This window comes from Dokdonella koreensis DS-123 (assembly GCF_001632775.1).
In the GTDB taxonomy this organism is placed as follows: domain Bacteria; phylum Pseudomonadota; class Gammaproteobacteria; order Xanthomonadales; family Rhodanobacteraceae; genus Dokdonella; species Dokdonella koreensis.
Window position 1 is genome coordinate 72,414 of record NZ_CP015249.1, and the last position, 19,257, is coordinate 91,670.

Annotated in this window: 14 protein-coding genes; 8 read left to right on the plus strand and 6 right to left on the minus strand. The window is 69.4% G+C overall.

The genetic code is table 11. The features are described 5' to 3' along the window. Nucleotides 1-242: 242 nt before the first annotated feature. Nucleotides 243-2,072, minus strand: coding sequence for an LTA synthase family protein (locus tag I596_RS00275; protein ID WP_067642536.1), 1,830 nt, complete (start codon nt 2,070-2,072; stop codon nt 243-245). A gap of 121 nt (nt 2,073-2,193) precedes the next feature. Between I596_RS00275 and glnE the strand changes: the two genes are divergently transcribed. After that, a complete protein-coding gene (gene glnE / locus I596_RS00280) occupies nt 2,194-5,082 on the plus strand; it encodes a bifunctional [glutamate--ammonia ligase]-adenylyl-L-tyrosine phosphorylase/[glutamate--ammonia-ligase] adenylyltransferase (protein ID WP_067642537.1) in 2,889 nt (962 codons plus the stop codon). A 161-nt stretch (nt 5,083-5,243) separates the two neighbouring features. Here glnE and I596_RS00285 read toward each other — a convergent pair whose 3' ends face one another. Together I596_RS00285 and I596_RS00290 are read right to left on the minus strand one after the other, a co-directional pair. Beyond that, nucleotides 5,244-5,876, minus strand: coding sequence for a GPP34 family phosphoprotein (locus I596_RS00285; RefSeq protein WP_067642539.1), 633 nt, complete (start codon nt 5,874-5,876; stop codon nt 5,244-5,246). Between the two features lie 115 nt (nt 5,877-5,991). Next, complete coding sequence (locus I596_RS00290; RefSeq protein WP_223303882.1) at nt 5,992-7,296, minus strand: serine hydrolase domain-containing protein; 1,305 nt, start codon at nt 7,294-7,296, stop codon at nt 5,992-5,994. A 101-nt stretch (nt 7,297-7,397) separates the two neighbouring features. On the opposite strand from I596_RS00290, the gene I596_RS00295 reads away from it, so the two are divergent. Together I596_RS00295 and I596_RS00300 are read left to right on the plus strand one after the other, a co-directional pair. Beyond that, entirely contained in the window at nt 7,398-7,985 is a 588-nt protein-coding gene (locus I596_RS00295) for a LemA family protein (RefSeq protein ID WP_067642541.1), read from the plus strand. Nucleotides 7,986-8,056: 71 nt separating this feature from the next. Further along, nucleotides 8,057-10,012: a M48 family metallopeptidase gene (locus tag I596_RS00300; RefSeq protein ID WP_067642544.1), complete on the plus strand. Its 1,956-nt coding sequence runs from the start codon at nt 8,057-8,059 to the stop codon at nt 10,010-10,012. A 177-nt stretch (nt 10,013-10,189) separates the two neighbouring features. On the opposite strand, the gene I596_RS00305 is transcribed toward I596_RS00300, so the two are convergent. Beyond that, nucleotides 10,190-11,296, minus strand: a complete 1,107-nt coding sequence (locus I596_RS00305) for a PilT/PilU family type 4a pilus ATPase (protein ID WP_067642547.1) — start codon at nt 11,294-11,296, stop codon at nt 10,190-10,192. A gap of 100 nt (nt 11,297-11,396) precedes the next feature. On the opposite strand from I596_RS00305, the gene I596_RS00310 reads away from it, so the two are divergent. From I596_RS00310 to I596_RS00330, 5 genes are all read left to right on the plus strand, one after another. After that, a complete protein-coding gene (locus I596_RS00310) occupies nt 11,397-11,783 on the plus strand; it encodes a DUF4398 domain-containing protein (protein WP_190278951.1) in 387 nt (128 codons plus the stop codon). Then, complete coding sequence (locus I596_RS00315; protein ID WP_150131935.1) at nt 11,780-12,772, plus strand: OmpA family protein; 993 nt, start codon at nt 11,780-11,782, stop codon at nt 12,770-12,772. The genes I596_RS00310 and I596_RS00315 overlap by 4 nt, the downstream gene beginning before the upstream one ends. 480 nt (nt 12,773-13,252) lie before the next feature. Next, on the plus strand, nt 13,253-13,480 hold the full coding sequence (locus I596_RS00320; RefSeq protein ID WP_067651193.1) for an HP1242/YdcH family protein: 228 nt from the start codon (nt 13,253-13,255) through the stop codon (nt 13,478-13,480). A gap of 105 nt (nt 13,481-13,585) precedes the next feature. Next, nucleotides 13,586-14,956 (plus strand): pyridoxal-phosphate dependent enzyme, encoded by a 1,371-nt coding sequence (locus I596_RS00325; protein ID WP_067642553.1) that lies wholly within the window; start codon nt 13,586-13,588, stop codon nt 14,954-14,956. A gap of 179 nt (nt 14,957-15,135) precedes the next feature. After that, complete coding sequence (locus tag I596_RS00330) at nt 15,136-16,149, plus strand: class I SAM-dependent methyltransferase (RefSeq protein WP_083965251.1); 1,014 nt, start codon at nt 15,136-15,138, stop codon at nt 16,147-16,149. Between the two features lie 202 nt (nt 16,150-16,351). On the opposite strand, the gene I596_RS00335 is transcribed toward I596_RS00330, so the two are convergent. Both I596_RS00335 and acs read right to left on the minus strand, forming a co-directional pair. Continuing rightward, nucleotides 16,352-17,032 carry a response regulator transcription factor gene (locus tag I596_RS00335; protein ID WP_067642554.1) on the minus strand — a complete coding sequence of 227 codons (681 nt, stop codon included), beginning with the start codon at nt 17,030-17,032 and terminating at the stop codon, nt 16,352-16,354. A 129-nt stretch (nt 17,033-17,161) separates the two neighbouring features. Continuing rightward, nucleotides 17,162-19,102 carry an acetate--CoA ligase gene (gene acs / locus I596_RS00340; RefSeq protein ID WP_067642555.1) on the minus strand — a complete coding sequence of 647 codons (1,941 nt, stop codon included), beginning with the start codon at nt 19,100-19,102 and terminating at the stop codon, nt 17,162-17,164. Nucleotides 19,103-19,257: the final 155 nt, after the last annotated feature.

A 19,257-nucleotide genomic window follows, 5' to 3' on the forward strand; every position in this document is an offset into this window, starting at 1 on the left:
CCCCTAGGTCCGGCACGGTGGCACGGGCGCTGCCTGCGCCCGGATGCCCCAGATCGGGAAGTATGTTGCGACGCGACGTGGCAATTGTTGCCAAATCGTTAGAATCGGACGGGCAGCAACAAATTTGACTCGTGGGGAGGGAGAGCCCGCTGCGGTCGCTACGGCGCCGCAGCGGGCTTTTTTCTGTCGGTGTGTTTCGCGCTGTGCGCGGTTTCGCAGCGAGCGCGAAACCGTGTCTTCGTTTACGGCGCCAGCGCCTGTTCGTCTTGCGCGGCCGGTTCGGCCGCCAGCGCCTCGTCGAGCAACGAGGGCAGTTCACCGCGCAATTGCAGACGCGCCAGTGCCAGCAGCCCGGCCTGTTCGGTGCCGTCGAGTTCGCGGTCGTCGAGGTCGATCTGCGAGCGCAGCGTGTCGATGACGGCGAAGTAGGGTTCGTCGTGGACGCCGGCGGCATCGAGCAGCAGCGAGGGCAGCAGCCAGCTGCGCGTGTTGAAGCGCTGCGGCCGCGTGCGCGCGCTGTCGTACAGCAGCCACGGCACGGTCTGCAGCTGCGCGTCGCGTTCGTCCTCGAAGCCGAGCTGGTGGTACACCGGCGGCAGCGCCGGCAGGTGGTCGCCGTAGAACAGCACCAGGGTGCGGCGCTCGCGCTTCTTGAGCGCGCCGATCAGCCGGCCCAATTCGCGGTCGGCGTCCTCCAGCAGGTACAGGTAGTTGCCGAGCCAGTAGCGCCCGCCCTCGTCCAGGCGCTCGGGCATCGACAGCCGCGACAGCCGCTCGGCGTCCAGGCCCGGGCGCCAGTCGAACGGGCCGTGGTTCTCCATGCTGATCGCGAAGATGAAGTGGGGCTGCCCGCCCGTGTCGAGCTCGGCCAGGATGCGATCGGTCAGGGCCGCGTCGGACGTGAACAAGCCGACGACGTCCTCTTTCGAGAATGCGCCGATATCGAGGAAGCGGTCGAAGCCCAGCGCGGGATAGGCCTTGCTGCGGTTCCAGAACGCGGCGGAGTTGGGATGGATCGCGGTGGTGCGATAGCCCTGCCGTGAAAGCACCGAGGCCAGGTTCGGCAGGTCGTGGCGATGCAGCTCCAGCCACGGATACTGTAGGCCGCCGAGCGTATCGAGCGGCACGCCGGTCAGCACCTCGAACTCGGTGCGGATCGTGCCGCCGCCGAAGGTCGGCACCGTCATCTCTCCGGCCTTGGCGCGCTTGCGCAGCCGGTGGTACTCGCGCAGGTACTGGCCGCTGGGAATGTCGCGCAGGCGCGCCGGGTCGAACAGCGATTCGCTCTGTACGACGACGATGTCCGGTGCCGGCTCGCCGGCGGCGGTGGCGGCCAGGCGCGCGCGCAATGCCGGTCCGTGATCGTGCAGCAGGGCCAGCGCCGCCTCGCGGTCCGCGCGCGGCACGTCGCCGCCGCCGAGCTCCCAGTGGTACATCAGCAGGGCGCCGATCAGGCCTACGTGCGTCGTGCTCTCGGCCAGTGCCCAGGGCTCGAACCCCAGGCGCCGGGCGTCGAAGACCCGCTTCCACGGGCCGCTGCCGGCGACCATCGTGACGGTGGCGACGACGGCGACGGCGCCCAGCGCCAGCCGGCGCCAGCCGGCCAGCCCCGGCAAGCCGGGCCGGTTCCACAGCAGCAACGTGAACAGGATGACGGCGGCCGCCGGCAGCAGGTGGCGCATCTCGAACGAGACATAGTGGCCGAACAGCTCCAGCGCCGGACCCGGCTCGCTGAAGAAGCGCAGGTCCGCCGGCAGCAACGGCGTCTGCAGGTGCTCGATCTTCGCGGCGTTCGCCGCGTACAGCCCGGCGATCGCCAGCAGGGTCAGCCAGCAGGCCAGCAACAGGCGCCGGGTCAGCGCCCACAGCGCCAGCAGCAGGGCCACGGCCGGCAGCGTATTGAGTGCGAGCAACCCGAGATTGCCGCCGGCCGACGCGGCGCGCGCGGCAAAGGCGGGATCGAGCCGGTCGACCACGCCCATCAGCAGGCCGGCGCAAAGGACCAGCGCCAGCACCAGGCGCATGGGCGTGCGTCCGGCCGGCGACTGGCGGAGAGCGAGAAGGATGTTCATGACAGGGCTGTGACAATGCCATGAACCGATGAGTCGCGCATGAATCTTCCGGGTCGCGGGCGCCTGGCGCCTGCGGCGACACCGAAGTTCAAACATCGGCGCGATCCCCGATAATCACCCGATGCCCGCCTCCCCTCGACGGCCGCTCTGGCCCCGCGACCTCGCCAACCAGCTCGACCAGCGCCTGTCGCGCCTGGAGGCGGCCTGCCGCCAGGCACAGGTACCCTTCTACGACGACGCCGGTGTCGACACGCACCTGCGGAAGGTGCTGCTGGTCAGCGATTTCGCCTATGAAACGCTGCTGCGCTCGCCGATCCTGCTCGGCCCGGAACTGGTGCGGCTGATGGGCGATCCGCGGCACGCCGATGCCCGCGCCGGCCTGCTCGCGACGATCGAGGATGAGGCCGAGCTGCGCGCCGAACTGCGCCGCTTCCGCAAACGCGAGGCGATCCGCCTGATCTGGCGCGACGTCAACGGGCTCGATCCGGTCGAGTCCACCCTGGCCGGCGCCAGCGTCCTGGCCGAGTGCTGCCTGGAGGCGGCGCTGCGCCATGCCGAGCGCCAGCTCGCGATGCGGCACGGCCAGGTCCGGTCCGCCGACGGTGCAGGCCAGCGCCTGGTCGTGTTCGGCCTCGGCAAGCTCGGCGGCAGCGAGCTCAATTTCTCGTCCGACATCGACCTGATCCTCGCCTATCCGGAGGGCGGCACCAGCGACGGCGCGCGCCCGCTCGACGCGGAAACCTGGTTCACCCGCCTGGGCCAGCAGCTGGTCTCGCTGCTGGCCGAACATACCGTGGACGGCTACGTCTACCGGGTCGACCTGCGCCTGCGCCCGTTCGGCAGCGTCGGGCGCGTCGCGCTGTCGTTCGCGGCGATGGAGCAGTACTACCAGCGCGAGGGCCGCGACTGGGAGCGCTACGCCTGGATCAAGGCGCGTCCCGTCGCCGGCGACCTGGCCGCTGGCAACCGGCTGATCGAGGCGCTGCGGCCGTTCGTGTTCCGCCGCTACTTCGACTACACCGCCTTCGCCGGCCTGCGCGAGATGAAGGCGCTGATCGATGCGGAAGTCACGCGCAAGGATCTGGCCGCCAATCTGAAACTCGGGCCGGGCGGGATCCGCGAGGTCGAATTCGTCGTGCAGCTCATGCAGCTGATCCGCGGCGGCCGCGAGCCGGCGCTGCGCGCGCGCGGGTTGCTGCCGGCGCTGTCGGCCTGCGAGCAGCTCGGCGTGATACCGGCGCAGCGCGCGCGCCGCCTGCGCGAGGCCTACCGGTTCCTGCGCCAGGTCGAGAATCGCGTGCAGATGTTCGCCGACCAGCAGGTCCACGACGTGCCGGACGAGGAGGCGCCGCGCCGGCGCCTGGCGCTGGGCCTGGGCTACCCGGACTGGCCCGCGCTCAAGGCGGCGATCGATCACCAGCGCGGCGTGGTGACCGAGGAGTTCGATGCGGTCATGGCGCCGGCGCGGCAGGCACGCGAACAGCGTCCGCTCGCCGGCTGGACCCGCCTGTGGCAGGACTTCGCCGAGCACGGCGTGCAGGCGGCCGTGCTGGCCGAGGCCGGCTTCGACCCGCCGCAGGATCCGGCCGGCGCGCTGGAGGCGTTGCTGGCCAGCCCCGCCCTGCGCTCGGCTTCGGCGCGCGCGCGCGCGCGTCTGGATCGCGTCGTGCCGGCCCTGCTCGCGGCCGCGATCGAGACACCGGCGCCTTCGGCCTGCCTGGTGCGCCTGCTGGGCCTGGTGCACGCCGTGGCACGCCGCTCGGCCTATCTGGCCCTGCTCGACGAGCAGCCCGCCGCGCTCAAGCGGCTGACCAGCGTCTTCGCCACCAGCGCCTTCCTCGCCGAGCGCGTGATCGCCCATCCCCTGCTGCTCGACGAGCTGTTCGACGACCGGCACGAAGCGCCGGTGCCCGATCGCGACTCGGTCGAGGCCGATATCCGCCGCCGGCTGGCGGCGATGCCCGACGCCGACGCCGAGGCGGAAATCGAGGTGGTCCAGGAGCAGCGCCTGGCGGCGGCATTCCGCATCGGCCTGGATTTCCTGGCCGGCCGCATCGACGCGGTGGCGGCCGCACGCGCCCTGGCCGCGGTGGCCGAGGCCGTGCTGGCGACCGTGCTGCGCCTGGCCGAGCGTGACCTGGCGGTGAACCATGGACGCCTGCCGGACCGGACCGAGGAAAGCTCGGGCCTGGTCATCCTCGGCTACGGCAGCCTCGGCGGTCGCGAACTCGGTTTCGGCTCCGACCTGGACCTGGTCTTCCTGTACGACGCCGCGCTGGCGCAGGCCGAGTCACTCGGTCCCCGTCCGCTGGACGGCGCCCGCTACTACGCACGGCTGGCGCAGCGCGTCGTGCATTTCCTGACCACGCTGACGCGGTCGGGCCGCCTGTACGAAGTCGACGTCCGCCTGCGCCCGGACGGCGGCAAGGGCCTGCTGGTCACCAGCCTGGACGCGTACGTCGCCTATCAGCGCGAGCGTGCCTGGACCTGGGAGCACCAGGCGCTGGTGCGCGCGCGCGCGGTGGCGGGCGACGTCGCCCTCGGCCGCCGTTTCGGCGAGCACCGCAACGAGCTGCTCGCCGCGCCGGTCGACGTCCAGCGGCTGCACGACCAGATCGTCGACATGCGCGCACGCTGGCGCAGCGAGCGTGACCGCTCGGATGCGGAGCGGTTCGACCTCAAGCAGGGATACGGCGGACTGGTCGATCTGGAGTTCCTGCTGCAGGGCCTGGTCCTGCAGCACGGCGCCGCCCACCCGGCCCTGCTCACGGCCAGCAACAGTGCCGACCTGATCCGGGTCGCGGCCGAGGTCGGCTGCCTTTCCGCGACGCAGGCCGAGCACCTGGGTGCGGCGCATGCCGAGCTGCTGGCGCGCGCGCTGTCGTGCACGCTAGACGCGCGCTCGCGCGTGGTCCGGCGCGATCCGCAGATCGAACAGCATGCCGGCCAGGTCAGCGCCGTGGCCGGCCAGCTCGGTTTCCGGTTCGAGGCGAGCGGCCGCGGCGCCTAGCGGACCGTCGAAAAACAGGCCGCGTGCGCGGCCCGGGATGGATCGCTCGCGGGCCGGCAGCGCAGGCCGTTGATCTGCGCGACAGATGTGGCCTTGCCGCGACCGCGCGCATCTGGAATCGGCAGGACCGCCGTTTCCCGACAACCGGCCGGTCGTGCGCGCTAGTAGTCCGCGAGGGCGTGGCGGATACCGGCCACGACGGCACGTTCCGGCGTCGTCTCGTGGCGGTTCAACGGCAGCCCGAGGAGCAGGCGGATCGCGTGGTCGTAGGCATCGCCGTGCACGTGCTGCTCGATCTGCCCGGCGTACTCGGTCACGACCAGCAGGCCGAGCTGGCGCAGCGTCGGCGTCGGCGCGGCCACGGCGGCCTGCAGCGCGGTGATCGCTTCGTTGCGTGCCTGCAGCGAGCGGATGGGGTAGTGGATCGGTGCCCACGGCCACCAGGCCGGCCGGCGCGTGCGGTGCAGGTGGTCGCGCCGGACCATGCCGTCGAGCACCTCGCGGGCGAGCGGGGCCATGCGCGTGGCCAGAAGGTCGATGGCGGCCGAGACACGCAGGCCGTGGCTGGGCGTGCCGAGCACGCGCAGCGCCTGGGCCAGCAAGGGGTGGCTGATCGGCAGGGTCGCCCGCAGCGCGATGTGATCGGCGTCGTAGCGAAGCCGCTGCTGCTCGGCCAGGTCCAGCAGCAGTGCGCCCGCTGCCAGCACGTCCGGATCGATGTGGCTGCGGACCGGTGCCAGGACGCCGCTGGCCGGATCCAGCACCAGCAGCATCGATTGTTCGGCGATCAGCACGATGGTCGTCCTTGCGGCTCCGGGCGCGGATGGTCCCTGCCCGGTAGGATCATCACGCAGCGGCGCGGCGCCGTACAGCCCGCCGGTGTCGAAAAATGCCTCGTCGCGCGGCCGCTCAGTTCGCGCGGCGGGCCGGGACACCGGCGATCGCCGCCGGCGGCACCTCGATGCCGGCCCAGTCCACGGCCGGAAGACCGAGGTAGCGGTCCATGACCATCGGCAGCAGGCCCGACGGCAGCGGGCTTTCGCTGTTCCAGAGCATCACGATGCCGAACCGGTACTTGGGCAGGAAGCCGACCACGCCGCGGTAGCCCTGGACGGCGCCGGCGTGAAAGACCATCGTCTCGCCCGCGTAGTCGAACACCCGCCAGCCCAGCCCGTAGTGCGCGGCCAGCAGCCGTCCGCGCCGCCACGGCGTCGTGGTCTGCTCGTGGTCGGTGGCGATCTGGGGGGTGTGCAACAGGTCCAGGATCGGCAGCGGCAGCACGCCGGGCCGCCCGCCCATCTGCGCGATCAGCCAGGCCTCCATGTCGCGGATGCTGGCGTTGACGCCCGCGGCCGGGGCGATCCGGTAGTAGGTCTCCTTCGGCTGGAACGACCGGAAGCCGGTGCCCGCGCGGCGGTGCGGGCGCGCCCAGGCGGCGGAGCTCTCCAGGCCGTCGCGGCCGTAGGTGGCCGTGTCCATGCCCAGCGGGTGGAACAGCCGCTTCTCGACCTGGTGGTAGAAGAAATCGCCGGTTGCCGCGTAGGTGACGTCGCCGATCAGGCTGAAGCTGATGTTCTGGTAGCCGTAGCAGGCGCCGACCGGACAGACCAGTGGCACGTCCCTGAGCCGCTCGACCAGCAGCGGGTACGGCTCGTCGGCTTCGAGAAGGCGGTCGTAGGTATTGCTGGGCAGGCCGACCCGCTGGCTCAGGATGTCGCGCACGGTCAGCTGCTGGCCGCCCTCGATGTCGGCCAGCGTGAACGTGGGCAGCAGGTCGGTGATCCGCGTTTCCCAGCGCAGGCGGTTCTCGCCGACGATCAGGGCCGCCAGCGCGCTGGCGAAGCCCTTGGACAACGAGGCCAGCCGGAACACCGTGGTCGCGGTGACGGGCGTGCGCGTATCCCAGTCGGCGTAGCCGGCGACGCGCTCGAGGACGACCGCGTCGTCCTTGACGATGGCGACCGCAAGGCCGGCCACCTGGCCCGAGCCTTCGATCGCATCGATCCAGCGGTTCGCGTCGCCGACGACACCTTCCGCATCGGCCGCGACCGCCTGCGGATCGACGCGCGGAATCGGCACCGGCACGGCCAGCACCGGCGGTGCGGCGCGCGTGGCGGCCTTCTTCTTGCGTGCTGCCGCAGCATCGGTCGTCGCCGTCGCCGCGGCCAGCAGAACCAGAAAAAACGCGAACAGAGTACGGGTGGTACGGCTCAACGAGACCCTCCGGGAGGTCGACGGCCTCATGCTATTCTGCGTGCGGCGCCGGTTCAACCTCGGCCGGCGACTCAGCCATTCATGCATGAGGATGTGATCCGATGGGTTTGATCATTTTTCTGGTCATCATCGCGGCCCTCGCGTTCTGGGCAGTCGGTCTCTACAACGGCCTGATCACCGCCCGCAACGGCTACAAGAACGCCTTCGCCCAGATCGACGTGCAGCTGACGCGGCGCTACGACCTGATCCCGAACCTGGTCGAGACCGCCAAGGGCTACATGAAGCACGAGCGCGAGACGCTCGAGGCGGTCATCCAGGCACGCAATGCGGCAATGTCCGGCCTGTCCGCCGCCAAGGCCAACCCGGGCGACGCGGCGGCGATGCAGCAGCTGGCCCAGTCCGAAGGCGCGCTCGGCGCGACGCTCGGCCGGTTGTTCGCCCTGGCCGAGGCGTATCCGGACCTCAAGGCCAACCAGAACATGATGCAGCTCTCCGAGGAGCTGACCTCGACCGAGAACAAGGTGGCCTTCGCGCGCCAGGCGTTCAACGACGCGGTGATGAACTACAACAACCGGCGCGAAGTCTTCCCGAATTCGATCGTCGCCGGCATGTTCAATTTCCAGGCCGCCGAGCTGCTGCAGATCGAGGCGCCGGAGAAGCGCGAGGCAGTGAAGGTGTCGTTCACCTGATCCGCTAGTGCCGGCGGGCAGGACCTGACCGAAAGGCCGTTCCGCCCGCCGATTCCCAGGGACAGCGCCCGATGGATTTCTTCGCCCACCAGACCCAGGCGCGCAGGCAGTCGCGCCGGATGATCGCGCTTTTCGTGCTGGCGGTGATCGCGATCGTCGCACTGATCGACGCGGTCTTCCTGGCCGCCTTCGGCCGCGACCTGGGCGTGGGGTCGCCGGCCGGCAACGGCATCGCGGGCGTCGCCGTGGTCTCGTTGGTCGTCGTCGGTGCGATCGCCGCCGGCTCGATGTACCGGATCGCCACGTTGCGCGGCGGTGGCGGTGCGGTGGCCCGCCAGCTCGGCGCGGTGCCGGTTCCGGAGAACACCCCCGATTTCGCCTACCGGCGGCTGCGCAACGTCGTCGAGGAGATCGCGATCGCCTCGGGCGTGCCGGTGCCCGAGGTCTACGTGCTGGAGGAGGATGCGGGCATCAACGCGTTCGCCGCCGGCTATGCGCCGACCGACGCGGCGATCACGGTCACGCGTGGCGCGCTCGACAAGCTGGACCGCGACGAGCTGCAGGGTGTCATCGCGCACGAGTTCAGCCACGTGCTGAACGGCGACATGCGCCTCAACATCCGCCTCATCGGAGTCGTCTTCGGCATCCTGGTCATGGCCACGATCGGCCGCAAGATCATCGAGGTGACCGGCCGCGGCCGTGGCCGCAGCAGCGGTGGCATCGTGCTCTTCGGCGCCGCGCTGTTCGCCGCCGGATACATCGGCGTGCTGTTCGGCCGCATGATCAAGGCCTCGATCTCGCGCCATCGCGAGTACCTGGCGGATGCATCTGCCGTGCAGTTCACGCGCCAGACGGACGGCATCGCCGGTGCCCTCAAGAAGATCGGCGGCCTGGCCGAGGGCTCGCGGCTGTCCGGCGATGACCGCGAAGAGGTCGCCCACATGCTGTTCGGCGACGGCGTGGGCTATTCGGCGTTGTTCGCGACGCATCCGCCGCTGATCGGCCGGATCAAGCGCCTGCAGCCGGCGTTCGACCCGTCGGAGCTGGCGGCGATCGCCGCTGCCTGGTCCCATCCGGTGCGCGTCGGCGACGTCGAGGCCGCGCAAGTCTCGATCGCGGGGTTCGCGCCGGCCGAGGTGGCGTCGCGGCTGGCCTCGGCGCACCCGGCCGGCGCGGCGGCGCGTCTGCCGTCGGTCGAGGTCGCCGTCCAGGTGGATCCCGAGCGGGTATCGCGGCAGGTCGGCAACCCGGGCACCGACGACCAGCGCGCGGCAGCCGCGATCCACAGGGCGATTCCCGATCCGTTGCGCGAGGCGGCCTATCGCCAGGAGCGCGCGATGGCGGTGATCTTCGCGCTGCTGCTGGGCCAGGAAAGCGCCGTACGCGCTCGCCAGCTGCAGACGATCGAGCAGCGCTTCGACCGCGGCACGCGTGCCGACGTCCAGGCATTGGCGATCGGTGTCGCTGCCTTGCACCCGGTCCAGCACCTGCCGCTGGCTGCGCTGGCGTTCCCCGCGCTGCGCCGCCGCCCGCGTCCGCAGCTGCAGGTGTTCCTGGCGGTGTTGCAGGAGCTGATCGCCGCCGACGGGCAGGTTTCGCTGGCCGAGTACTGCCTGGCGCGCCTGATCCGCGTACAGGTGATCGAGGCGCTCGATCCCTCGGCCACGCATATCGCCGGCCGGCTCAAGCTCCCGCAGGTGGCCGCTGAACTCGCCGACGTGTTCGCGACGCTCGCGCAGAAGGGGCATGCCGATCCGGTGGTCGCGCTGCGCGCCTATCGACTCGGGCTGCACGAGGCGCTGCCGGCCTCGACCGCGCCCTACGCTCCGCCGGCCGACTGGGGTGCGGCGCTGGACCAGGCGCTGCCGCGCCTGGACCGGCTGGCACCGGCCGGCAAGGAACTGGTCGTGCGCGGCCTGACCGCCGCGATCAGCGAGGATGGCGTCATGAGCGTGGCCGAAGCGGAGCTGTTGCGGACGATCTGCGCGTCCCTGCACTGCCCGTTGCCGCCGATTCTGCAGCGGTAACGTCCGCGGCGATCCCGTGCGCAAGCGGGCTGTCGAGAAACAGCCTGCTTGCGCGATCCAGGGATGGATCGCCCGCGGGTCAAAGGCTTGAGCGGTTGATCCGCGGAACACGTGGCGCGGCTTCGCCGCGACCGTGCGGGGTGAGGAAGGGCAGGACTGCCCTTCCTCGCCAATCGGCTAGAACACGCCGGTATCGAATGCCTCTTCGGCGATCGGCGTATCACCGCCTTCGGCAAGGCGGATCTTGAGCGCCAGGCCGTCGCGCGAGTCGGCCTTGTTGAGCGCTTCTTCCAGGTCGATCTTGCCTTCCTTGTAGAGCGCGTAGAGCGCCTGGTCGAAGGTCTGCATGCCTTCCTGGAGGCTGCGGTCCATCGCTTCCTTGATCTCGTGGACCTGGCCGCGCCGCATGAGGTCACGGATCATCGGGGTATTGATCAGCACCTCGGCGGCCGGCAGCCGGCGGCCGTCCTTGCCCATGACCAGGCGCTGGCTGATGACCGCCTTGAGGTTGAGCGACAGGTTCATCAGGATGTTCTTGTGCGCCGACTCCGGGAAGAAATTGAGGATGCGCTCGAGGGTCTGGTCGGCGTTGTTCGAGTGCAGCGTCGCCAGGCACAGATGGCCGGTCTCGGAGAACGCGATCGCCGCTTCCATCGTCAGCGCGTCGCGGATCTCGCCGATCATGATGACGTCCGGCGCTTCGCGCATCGCGTTCTTGAGCGCCTCGTGGAAGCCGTGGGTGTCCAGGCCCACCTCGCGCTGGTTGACGATCGACTTCTTGTGCCGGTGCAGGTACTCGATCGGGTCCTCGACGGTCAGCACGTGCCCGGAGATGTTGGAGTTGCGGTAGTCGATCATCGAGGCCAGCGTGGTCGACTTGCCCGAGCCGGTGGCGCCGACGACGAGGATCAGCCCGCGCGGCTCCATGATCAGGTCCTTGAAGATCTGCGGCAGGCGCAGTTCCTCGATGGACGGGATCTCGCTCTTGATGGCGCGGATGACCATGCCGACTTCGCCGCGCTGCTTGAACACGTTGATGCGGAAGCGGCCGGCGTCCTTGACCGCGATGGCCATGTTGAGCTCCAGGTCGCGCTCGAACTGCGGTACCTGGCCTTCGTCCATCAGCGAATAGGCGATCTTCTTGACCATGCCGTTGGGCAGGCCGGTGTTGCCGAGCGGATACAGCTTGCCTTCCACCTTGATGTGCACGGGCGCGCCGGTCGTCAGGAACATGTCCGACGCCCCCTTTTCGGTCATCAATTTCAGGAAGTAGCCGATATCCATCGCACGATTCCCCCAAGCCGCCGGCGGCGCGGTTGCCAAAGCCGTGCCGAGCTTCCCACAATAGCCAGCCTCAGCCCGCTCCGCACGTTAGAAGATGTTTATGACATCAGCGCTCCGAAAAATCCATGCGTGGATCGCCCTTTTGGGCATCTGCCTGCTGGCTGCCTGCAGCCCCACCCGGCCGCCGGGCGACCTGTTCGCGGGCGCCAACCGCAACCTGGCCGCGGCCCGGCAAGCCGGCGCGCAGACGTATGCGCCGCTGGAGCTGCGCTTCGCGGAGGAGCGCCTGGCCCAGGCGCAGGCGGCCAACGCCCGCGAAGACTATCCGGTGGCGGTGCGCCTGGCGCGCGAATCGGAAGCCAACGGCGAGCTGGCCACCGTCAAGGCGCGCCTGGGGAAGGCGCGCGAGACCGCCGATACCCTGCGCCAGCAGAACGCGGCGCTGCAGCGCGACCTGGACACGCGCGGCGGGGAGGTGCGGCGATGAGCCCGGCGTTCCGATGGACCTGGACCGTGGCGCTGTCGGGCCTGATCCTCGCCGGCTGCCAGACCACCTCGCCCCAGCGCGACATCGATCTGCAACGCCTGGAGCGCAGCCTCGATCAACTGGCCGGCGACGCCCGCCTCGGGAGCCTGGCACCGGCCGAGATCGCGCGTACGCGCGCGGCCTTGTCCGCGTTGCGCGAGTCGCGCCTCGGTGGCGAGGAAGGCACGCACCAGGTCTACGTGGCCGAACGGCTGCTCGACATCGCCTGGGCCACTGCCCAGGCGCAGGAACTGGAGAACGAGAGCGAACGCCTGCAGCGCGAGCACGACCGCCTGCAGCTACAGGTCGCGCGGCTCGATGCGGCGATGGCGCGCGCCGAACTCGAACGGCAGCGCCTGGCATCGCAGATCCAGGCCGAGGAAGCCGCGCGGCTGGCGCAGGAAGCCGAGGCGGCGCGGCTGCAGGGCGACGAGGCCAACCTGGCGGCCGAGTCGGCTCGCGCCGAAGCGGCGCAGGCGCGGCGTATCGCCGACGCACAGTCCCAGGCGGCCGCCCTGGCCAAGCAGGAAGCGGCATTGGCGGCATCGGCCGCCGAATCGCTGCGCGCGCGCCTGGGCTCGCTGCAGGCGACCCGCGGCGCCCAGGGCATGCAGATGACGCTGGACGATGTCGCGTTCGCTCCCGGGCAGGCTGCACTCAAGCCGGAGGCACGCGCCGGCCTCGGCAAGGTGGTCGACTTCGTCAACGCCGATGCGGGCCGGCCGATCCGCATCCTCGGCCACAGCGATTCGACCGGCAACGCCAATGCCAACCAGGTCCTTTCGCAGCGGCGGGCCGAGGCGGTGCGCGATGCGCTGGTGGCGGCCGGGGTCGACGCCGGGCGGATCACGGCGGTCGGTGCCGGTTCGGCGCAGCCGGTGGCCGGCAACGACACGCCGCAGGGACGCGCCCGCAATCGCCGCGTCGAGGTCATCCTCGAAGAGCGCTGACCGGGCGGTCCCGGGCCTGCCGCCACCGTCCGAGCCGGGGGCTGGGGGGCGCGTGCGTTTCCTCGAAATTCGTTAAAAAAAGGTTTGTAAATCACCGATGAGGAAGGCGGCCGATGGCGGTTGCGCCGGGTCCTGTCGAAGAGTAGTTTCGATCTCCCATGCGGGGATGGAAATTCCAGGTCCGCATGGGTCAAGCCCATGCCGACGAACGCAGACATGCCAGCGGAGAGGGTCGCCTCGGTGGGCGAGCACCGGCCCGTGCGTCCGGGTGTTCCTGGCAGTGACATCCTTCTGCGCGCTTCCTCCGGGTCCGTCCCGCGTCCTTCGGCCTGGCGGCCTGCCCATGGCAGGCTCATTGACCTGCACCACCCGCCGACCTGTGGCGTGGCGCCCAGCTCCGCGCCACGCCACCGGGTCCGCGACCCCGGCCCGTGGAATCGCCGGAAGCCTTCCGGCGTTCCCCTTCGAGGAGAGATGCTGATGTTCGAAGAGAATGAGAAAGACGTCGAATCGCTGATGCAGTCCAACAGCGAGTTCCGCACGCTCTACTACAAGCACAGGGAGCTGGACAGCAAGGTGCACAACGCCGAGATCGGCGTCCTGCCGCTGGACGACGTTACCCTGCACAATCTCAAGAAGGAAAAGCTCTGGGCCAAGGAAAAGCTCCTGCAGATGTGGGAAGCGCAAAGCCCGTCGCGGTCGGCCTGACCGTTCCCGAATCCCGCGCGCGCCGCCCCGTGCACATCGGGGCGGTGTCGCCTCGGGTATGATCCCGGCGCGTCGACCCCCTGGCGGGTGTTTCCGGGAATCCGAATGACGATCCACCACAGCGTTCTGGAGCTGATCGGCCGCACGCCGGTCGTCAAGACGCAACGCCTCGATACCGGCCGTTGCGACCTCTTCCTCAAGTTGGAAAGCGCCAATCCCGGCGGTTCGATCAAGGACCGTATCGGGCTCAGCATGATCGAGGCCGCCGAGAAGGCCGGGCGCATCCGGCCCGGCGACACCCTGGTCGAGGGCACGGCCGGCAACACCGGCATCGGTCTGGCCCTGGTCGCCCAGCAGAAGGGCTACAAGCTGATCCTGGTGGTGCCGGACAAGATGAGCCGCGAGAAGATCTTCAATCTTCGCGCGATGGGTGCGGACGTGATGCTGACCCGCTCGGACGTCGCCAAGGGACACCCGGACTACTACCAGGACCTGGCCGAGCGCGTCGCGCGCGAGACCCCCGGCGCGTACTTCATCAACCAGTTCGGCAACCCGGACAACCCGCTCGCGCACGAGCAGACCACCGGACCGGAGATCTACGAGCAGTTGGAAGGCCGCGTCGACGCGATCGTGTTCGGCTGCGGCTCGTCGGGAACGATGACCGGCCTTTCGCGCTATTTCGCCCGGGTTTCGCCGGCCACGGAGTTCATCCTGGCCGATCCGGTCGGATCGATCCTGGCCCAGTACATCAACGAGGGCACCCTGTCGACCAAGTCCGCGAGCTGGATGGTCGAGGGGATCGGCGAGGACTTCCTGCCGTCGATCAGCGATTTCAGCCGCGTCACCAAGGCCTATGCGGTCGCCGACAAGGACAGCTTCCTGACCGCGCGTGAGCTGCTGGCGAAGGAAGGCATCCTCGGCGGCTCCTCGACCGGCACGCTGGTGGCCGCTGCGTTGCGCTATTGCCGCGAGCAGACCACGCCCAAGCGGGTCGTGACGCTGGTGTGCGATACCGGCAACAAGTACCTGTCCAAGATGTACAACGACTACTGGATGCTCGACAACGGTTTCATCGAGCGTCCCAACCACGGCAACCTGCGCGACCTGATCCTGCGCCCCTATGCCCAGCGCGATACCGTCGTGGTCAGTCCCGGCGATCTGCTGATCGTCGCCTACAACCGCATGAAGCTCTACGACGTCTCGCAGTTGCCGGTGATGGACGGCGACCGCATCGTCGGTATCCTCGACGAATCGGACGTGCTGATGCACGTGCTCGACGATGAGGGCCGGTTCCGAGATCCGGTATCGACGGCGATGGTCAGCAAGCTGCAGGTGCTCGACGTGCACGAGCCGATCCGGGCGCTGGTGCCGGTGTTCGGTGCCGGGCACGTCGCCATCGTCGTGGAGGGCGAGCGCTTCCTGGGCCTCATCACGCGTATCGACCTGCTCAATTTCCTGCGGCGGCGTGCCGGCTGAACGCTCGGCCGCCGGTGTTCGGGCGGATCGGGGGTGCGCACCCGCCGGGCCGTTCTCTAGGAGGCCTCGCGGCACATCCGGAGCGGATCGGAAATGATAGGTTTCTCGCCGCCGATGCGTCCGGATAGTTCTCCGGTGCCACAGCCAGACACACCCCCGCCTTTTTCAGGAGAGAACCCATGTTCGACAAGCTCGTCGACCGCCTGGTCCGCTCGGGAAACAAGACTGACGTGATGAAGGAAGGAGTATCGCGGGAAGCCGTCGAATGGGCTTACCGCCTCCTGTTGGGGCGGGATCCCGAAAGCGAGGCGGTCATCGCGCTGCAGATGGAGGGCAACCAGAACCTGGCCCAGCTGCGCAACAACTTCCTGGGCAGCCCCGAATTCGCGCCGACCTTGCCGCCGGGGGTGCGCATCCAGTTGCACGGCGGAGAGCCTCCGAGCGTGATCGAGAGCGACGGCAGCCCCGAGCTGCTGGCGCGGTTGTTCGAGCACGTGCACCGTTCCTGGCATCAGTTCGGCGAAGAGCAGCCGTTCTGGTCGGTGCTGACCGCGCCCGAGTACCGCGACCAGCCCCAGGACGCCGCGATCGACCGGTTCTTCGCCAGTGGGAAGGCCGAGATCGAGCGCTTCCAGAAGACGCTGGCGCGCATCGGCCTCGGCTTGGACGGCCGGCGGACGTGCCTGGAGTACGGCTGTGGCCTGGGCCGCGTGACGCGCCACCTCGCCCCCCACTTCGAACGGACGACCGGTGTCGATATCTCCGCTGCGCATCTGGCCAAGGCCAAGGCGCTCGCCGAAGCGAAGGGCATCGGCGGCATCGACTGGCTCCACCTGCGATCGCTCGACCAGCTGGCCGATCTGCCGGAGGTCGATGTCATCTACTCGCTGATCGTGCTGCAGCACAATCCGCCGCCGGTCATCGAGCGCATCATCAAGACGTTCGCACGGATCCTGCGGCCGGGCGGGATCGCCTACTTCCAGGTGCCGACCTATCGAGTGGGCTACGACTTCCGCCTGGCCGAGTACCTGCGCAATCCGCTCAAGCCGGGCATGGAGATGCACGTGTACCCGCAGGACCGCATTTTCCGCATCTTCGCGCAGGCCGGCGCAGTGCCGGTATCGATCGTGGAGGACGGTTGCACCGGCATCCCGCGCGAGCGCTCCAATACGTTCGTTTTCAAGAAGGACTAGGGCAGGTCATCCCTTCGCGGATGCGTGCGGACACCGGCGAAGCGTCGGTGTCCTTGCATTCCACCTGTTGCATGACCGTGCCCCCGTTGACCGTCCGGCGCGGGCAGGGTGTCAAAGGTCCGGGGCCGGTCGGCAGCCGGTTTGCAGGGAAGCGACCGGCCGGCCGGGCTGGCCGGTGCCGATCGGCGGCCGGGCAACGTATTCAGGTCGGGCGCGGCTCGTTTTCCAGCTCGTGTGCGATCACGTCGCGCTCGAGCGCCAAGTGGCTGGCCAGCAGCGCGACCTGGGTCCGGTTGGACACGCCGAGCTTGCGCATGATCGCGGTCATGTGCGCCTTCACGGTGGCCTCCGAGACGCCCAGGTCGTAGGCGATCTGCTTGTTGAGCAGGCCTTCGGCGATCATCGTCAGCACGCGGAACTGCTGCGGCGTCAGCTCCGCGACGCGCGCGGCGGCCTCCGCTTCCCCGGGCGGCAATGACTTCTCGGGGCCGACGCTGCCCGGCGGCAGCCAGACGTCGCCGTCCAGCACGCTCTGAACCGCGCCGACGATCGTGTCGACCGATACGGACTTGGGGATGTAGCCCGAGGCGCCATGCGCGACCGCGCGCGCCATCACCGAGGTTTCCTCGTGGGCCGAAACGACGATGATCGGCAGCCCCGGGTACTGGCCGCGCAGGTGCGCCAGCGTCGAGAAGCCGCTGGCACCCGGCATGTGCAGGTCCAGCAGCAGCAAGTCGGCGTCGGGGTACTGGTCGATCAGCGCCTGCAGGGCCGGCACGCTGTCGGCCTCGCGAAGGATCGCGTCGGGTAGCGCCTTCAGTACCGCGCGCTTGAGCGCATCGCGGAACAGCGGGTGGTCGTCGGCGATCAGGACTTCGCGCATGACGTGGCCGTGGCAGGGAGTGAGGGCGCCAGGAGGCCGGATGGCCGCTGCGGAGTCGTCGCGTTCGCAAGCGCCGGCGACGGGCGGGTCGTCGCGATCGCGAAGCCGGCGGTTTTCACGGCGGGCGGCCTACCGGACCAGCCGCTCGTTGACGAGATTCGCCACCACGGACGGATCGGCCAGCGTGGAGGTGTCGCCGAGCGCGTCGGGCTGGTTCTCGGCGATCTTGCGCAGGATGCGCCGCATGATCTTGCCCGAGCGGGTCTTCGGGAGGCCGGGTGCCCATTGCAGGTGGTCGGGGGTGGCGATCGGTCCGATCTCCTTGCGCACCCAGGCGACCAGTTCCTTGCGAAGCGCGTCGGTCGGCTCGACGCCGGTCTTCAAGGTGACATAGGCGTAGATGCCCTGGCCCTTGATGTCGTGCGGGCAGCCGACGACGGCGGCCTCGGCCACCTGCGGATGAGCGACCAGGGCGCTTTCGACCTCGGCCGTGCCGAGGCGGTGGCCCGACACGTTGATGACGTCGTCGACGCGGCCGGTGATCCAGTAGTAGCCGTCCTCGTCGCGGCGCGCCCCGTCGCCGGTGAAATAGGTGCCGGGGTAGGTACGGAAATAGGTGTCGATGAAGCGCTGGTGATCGCCGTAGACGGTCCGCATCTGGCCGGGCCAGGAATCGGTCAGCACCAGGTTGCCTTCGGCCGCGCCTTCCAGGACGGCGCCGTTGGCGTCGACGATCTGCGGCGTGATGCCGAAGAACGGCAGCGTCGCCGAGCCGGGCTTGAGGTCGGTCGCGCCCGGCAGCGGCGTGATCAGGATGCCGCCGGTCTCGGTCTGCCACCAGGTGTCGACGATCGGGCAGCGGCTGTCGCCGACCACGCGGTAGTACCACTCCCAGGCCTCCGGATTGATCGGCTCGCCGACCGAGCCGAGCAGGCGCAGGGATGCGCGCGAAGTCTTCCTGACCGGATCCTCGCCTTCGCGCATCAGTGCGCGAATCGCCGTCGGTGCCGTGTAGAACAGCGTGACCTTGTGCTTGTCCACGACCTGCCAGAACCGCGAGGAGTCCGGGAAGTTCGGCACGCCCTCGAACATGACGGTGGTCGCGCCGTTGGCCAGCGGTCCGTAGATCAGGTAGCTGTGCCCGGTGACCCAGCCGATGTCGGCCGTGCACCAGTAGACGTCGTCCTCGCGCAGGTCGAAGACGGCTTCATGGGTGAAGCTGGCGTAGACCAGGTAGCCGCCGGTGGTGTGCAGCACGCCCTTGGGTGTGCCGGTCGATCCGGAGGTGTAGAGGATGAACAGCGGATGCTCGGCTTCGCAGGCGACCGGTGCGTGCGTCGCCGGCTGGTCGGCCAGCAGCGCGTGCCACCAGCGGTCGCGTGGCACCTGCATGTCGATCGCGCCGCCGGTGCGGCGCACGACGAGAACGGTCTCGACGCTGTTGGTGTTGGGACGCTTGAGTGCCTCGTCGACGTTGGCCTTCAGCGGCACCTTCTTCTTGCCGCGCAGGCCCTCGTCGGCCGTGATCACGAGCTTGCACTGGCTGTCGGCGATGCGGCTGGCCAGCGAGTCGGGCGAGAAGCCCGCGAAGACGATCGTATGGATCGCGCCGATGCGCGTGCAGGCCAGCATCGCCACTGCCGCTTCGGGGATCATCGGCAGGTAGATCGCGACACGGTCGTCTTTGCGGATGCCGAGGCTGGTGAGCAGGTTCGCCGCCTTGCACACCTCGGCGTGCAGCTCGCGGTAGCTCACGCGACGTGATTCGGCCGGATCGTCGCCCTCCCAGATGATCGCGGTCTTGTCGCCGCGTGCGGCCAGGTGCCGATCCAGGCAGTTGGCCGAGACGTTCAGCTCGCCGTCGTAGTACCAGCGGATGTGCAGGTCGCGCGCGTCATAGGAGACGTCCTTCACCTGGGTGTAGGGCGTGATCCAGTCCAGGCGTCGGCCGATCCGGTCCCAGAACGCGGCGGGATCCTTCACCGATTCGGCATAGGCCGTCTCGTACTGCGCCCTGTCGATGCGCGCATGGGCCGCGAAGGTGTCGGGGACGGGATGGAGCTTGGTCATGGCGGCCTCCCAGGTCGGATCGGGCGATAGGGTACTGAGCCGCGAATGGTGCCACGCCGCTCGGAGGCCCGGTCCGATCGTACGACTTTGGTCGCAGATTCGACCATAGGCGAATAGGCCCCGCCGGTTTCCCCTGCGCATGCTGGCCCGACAAC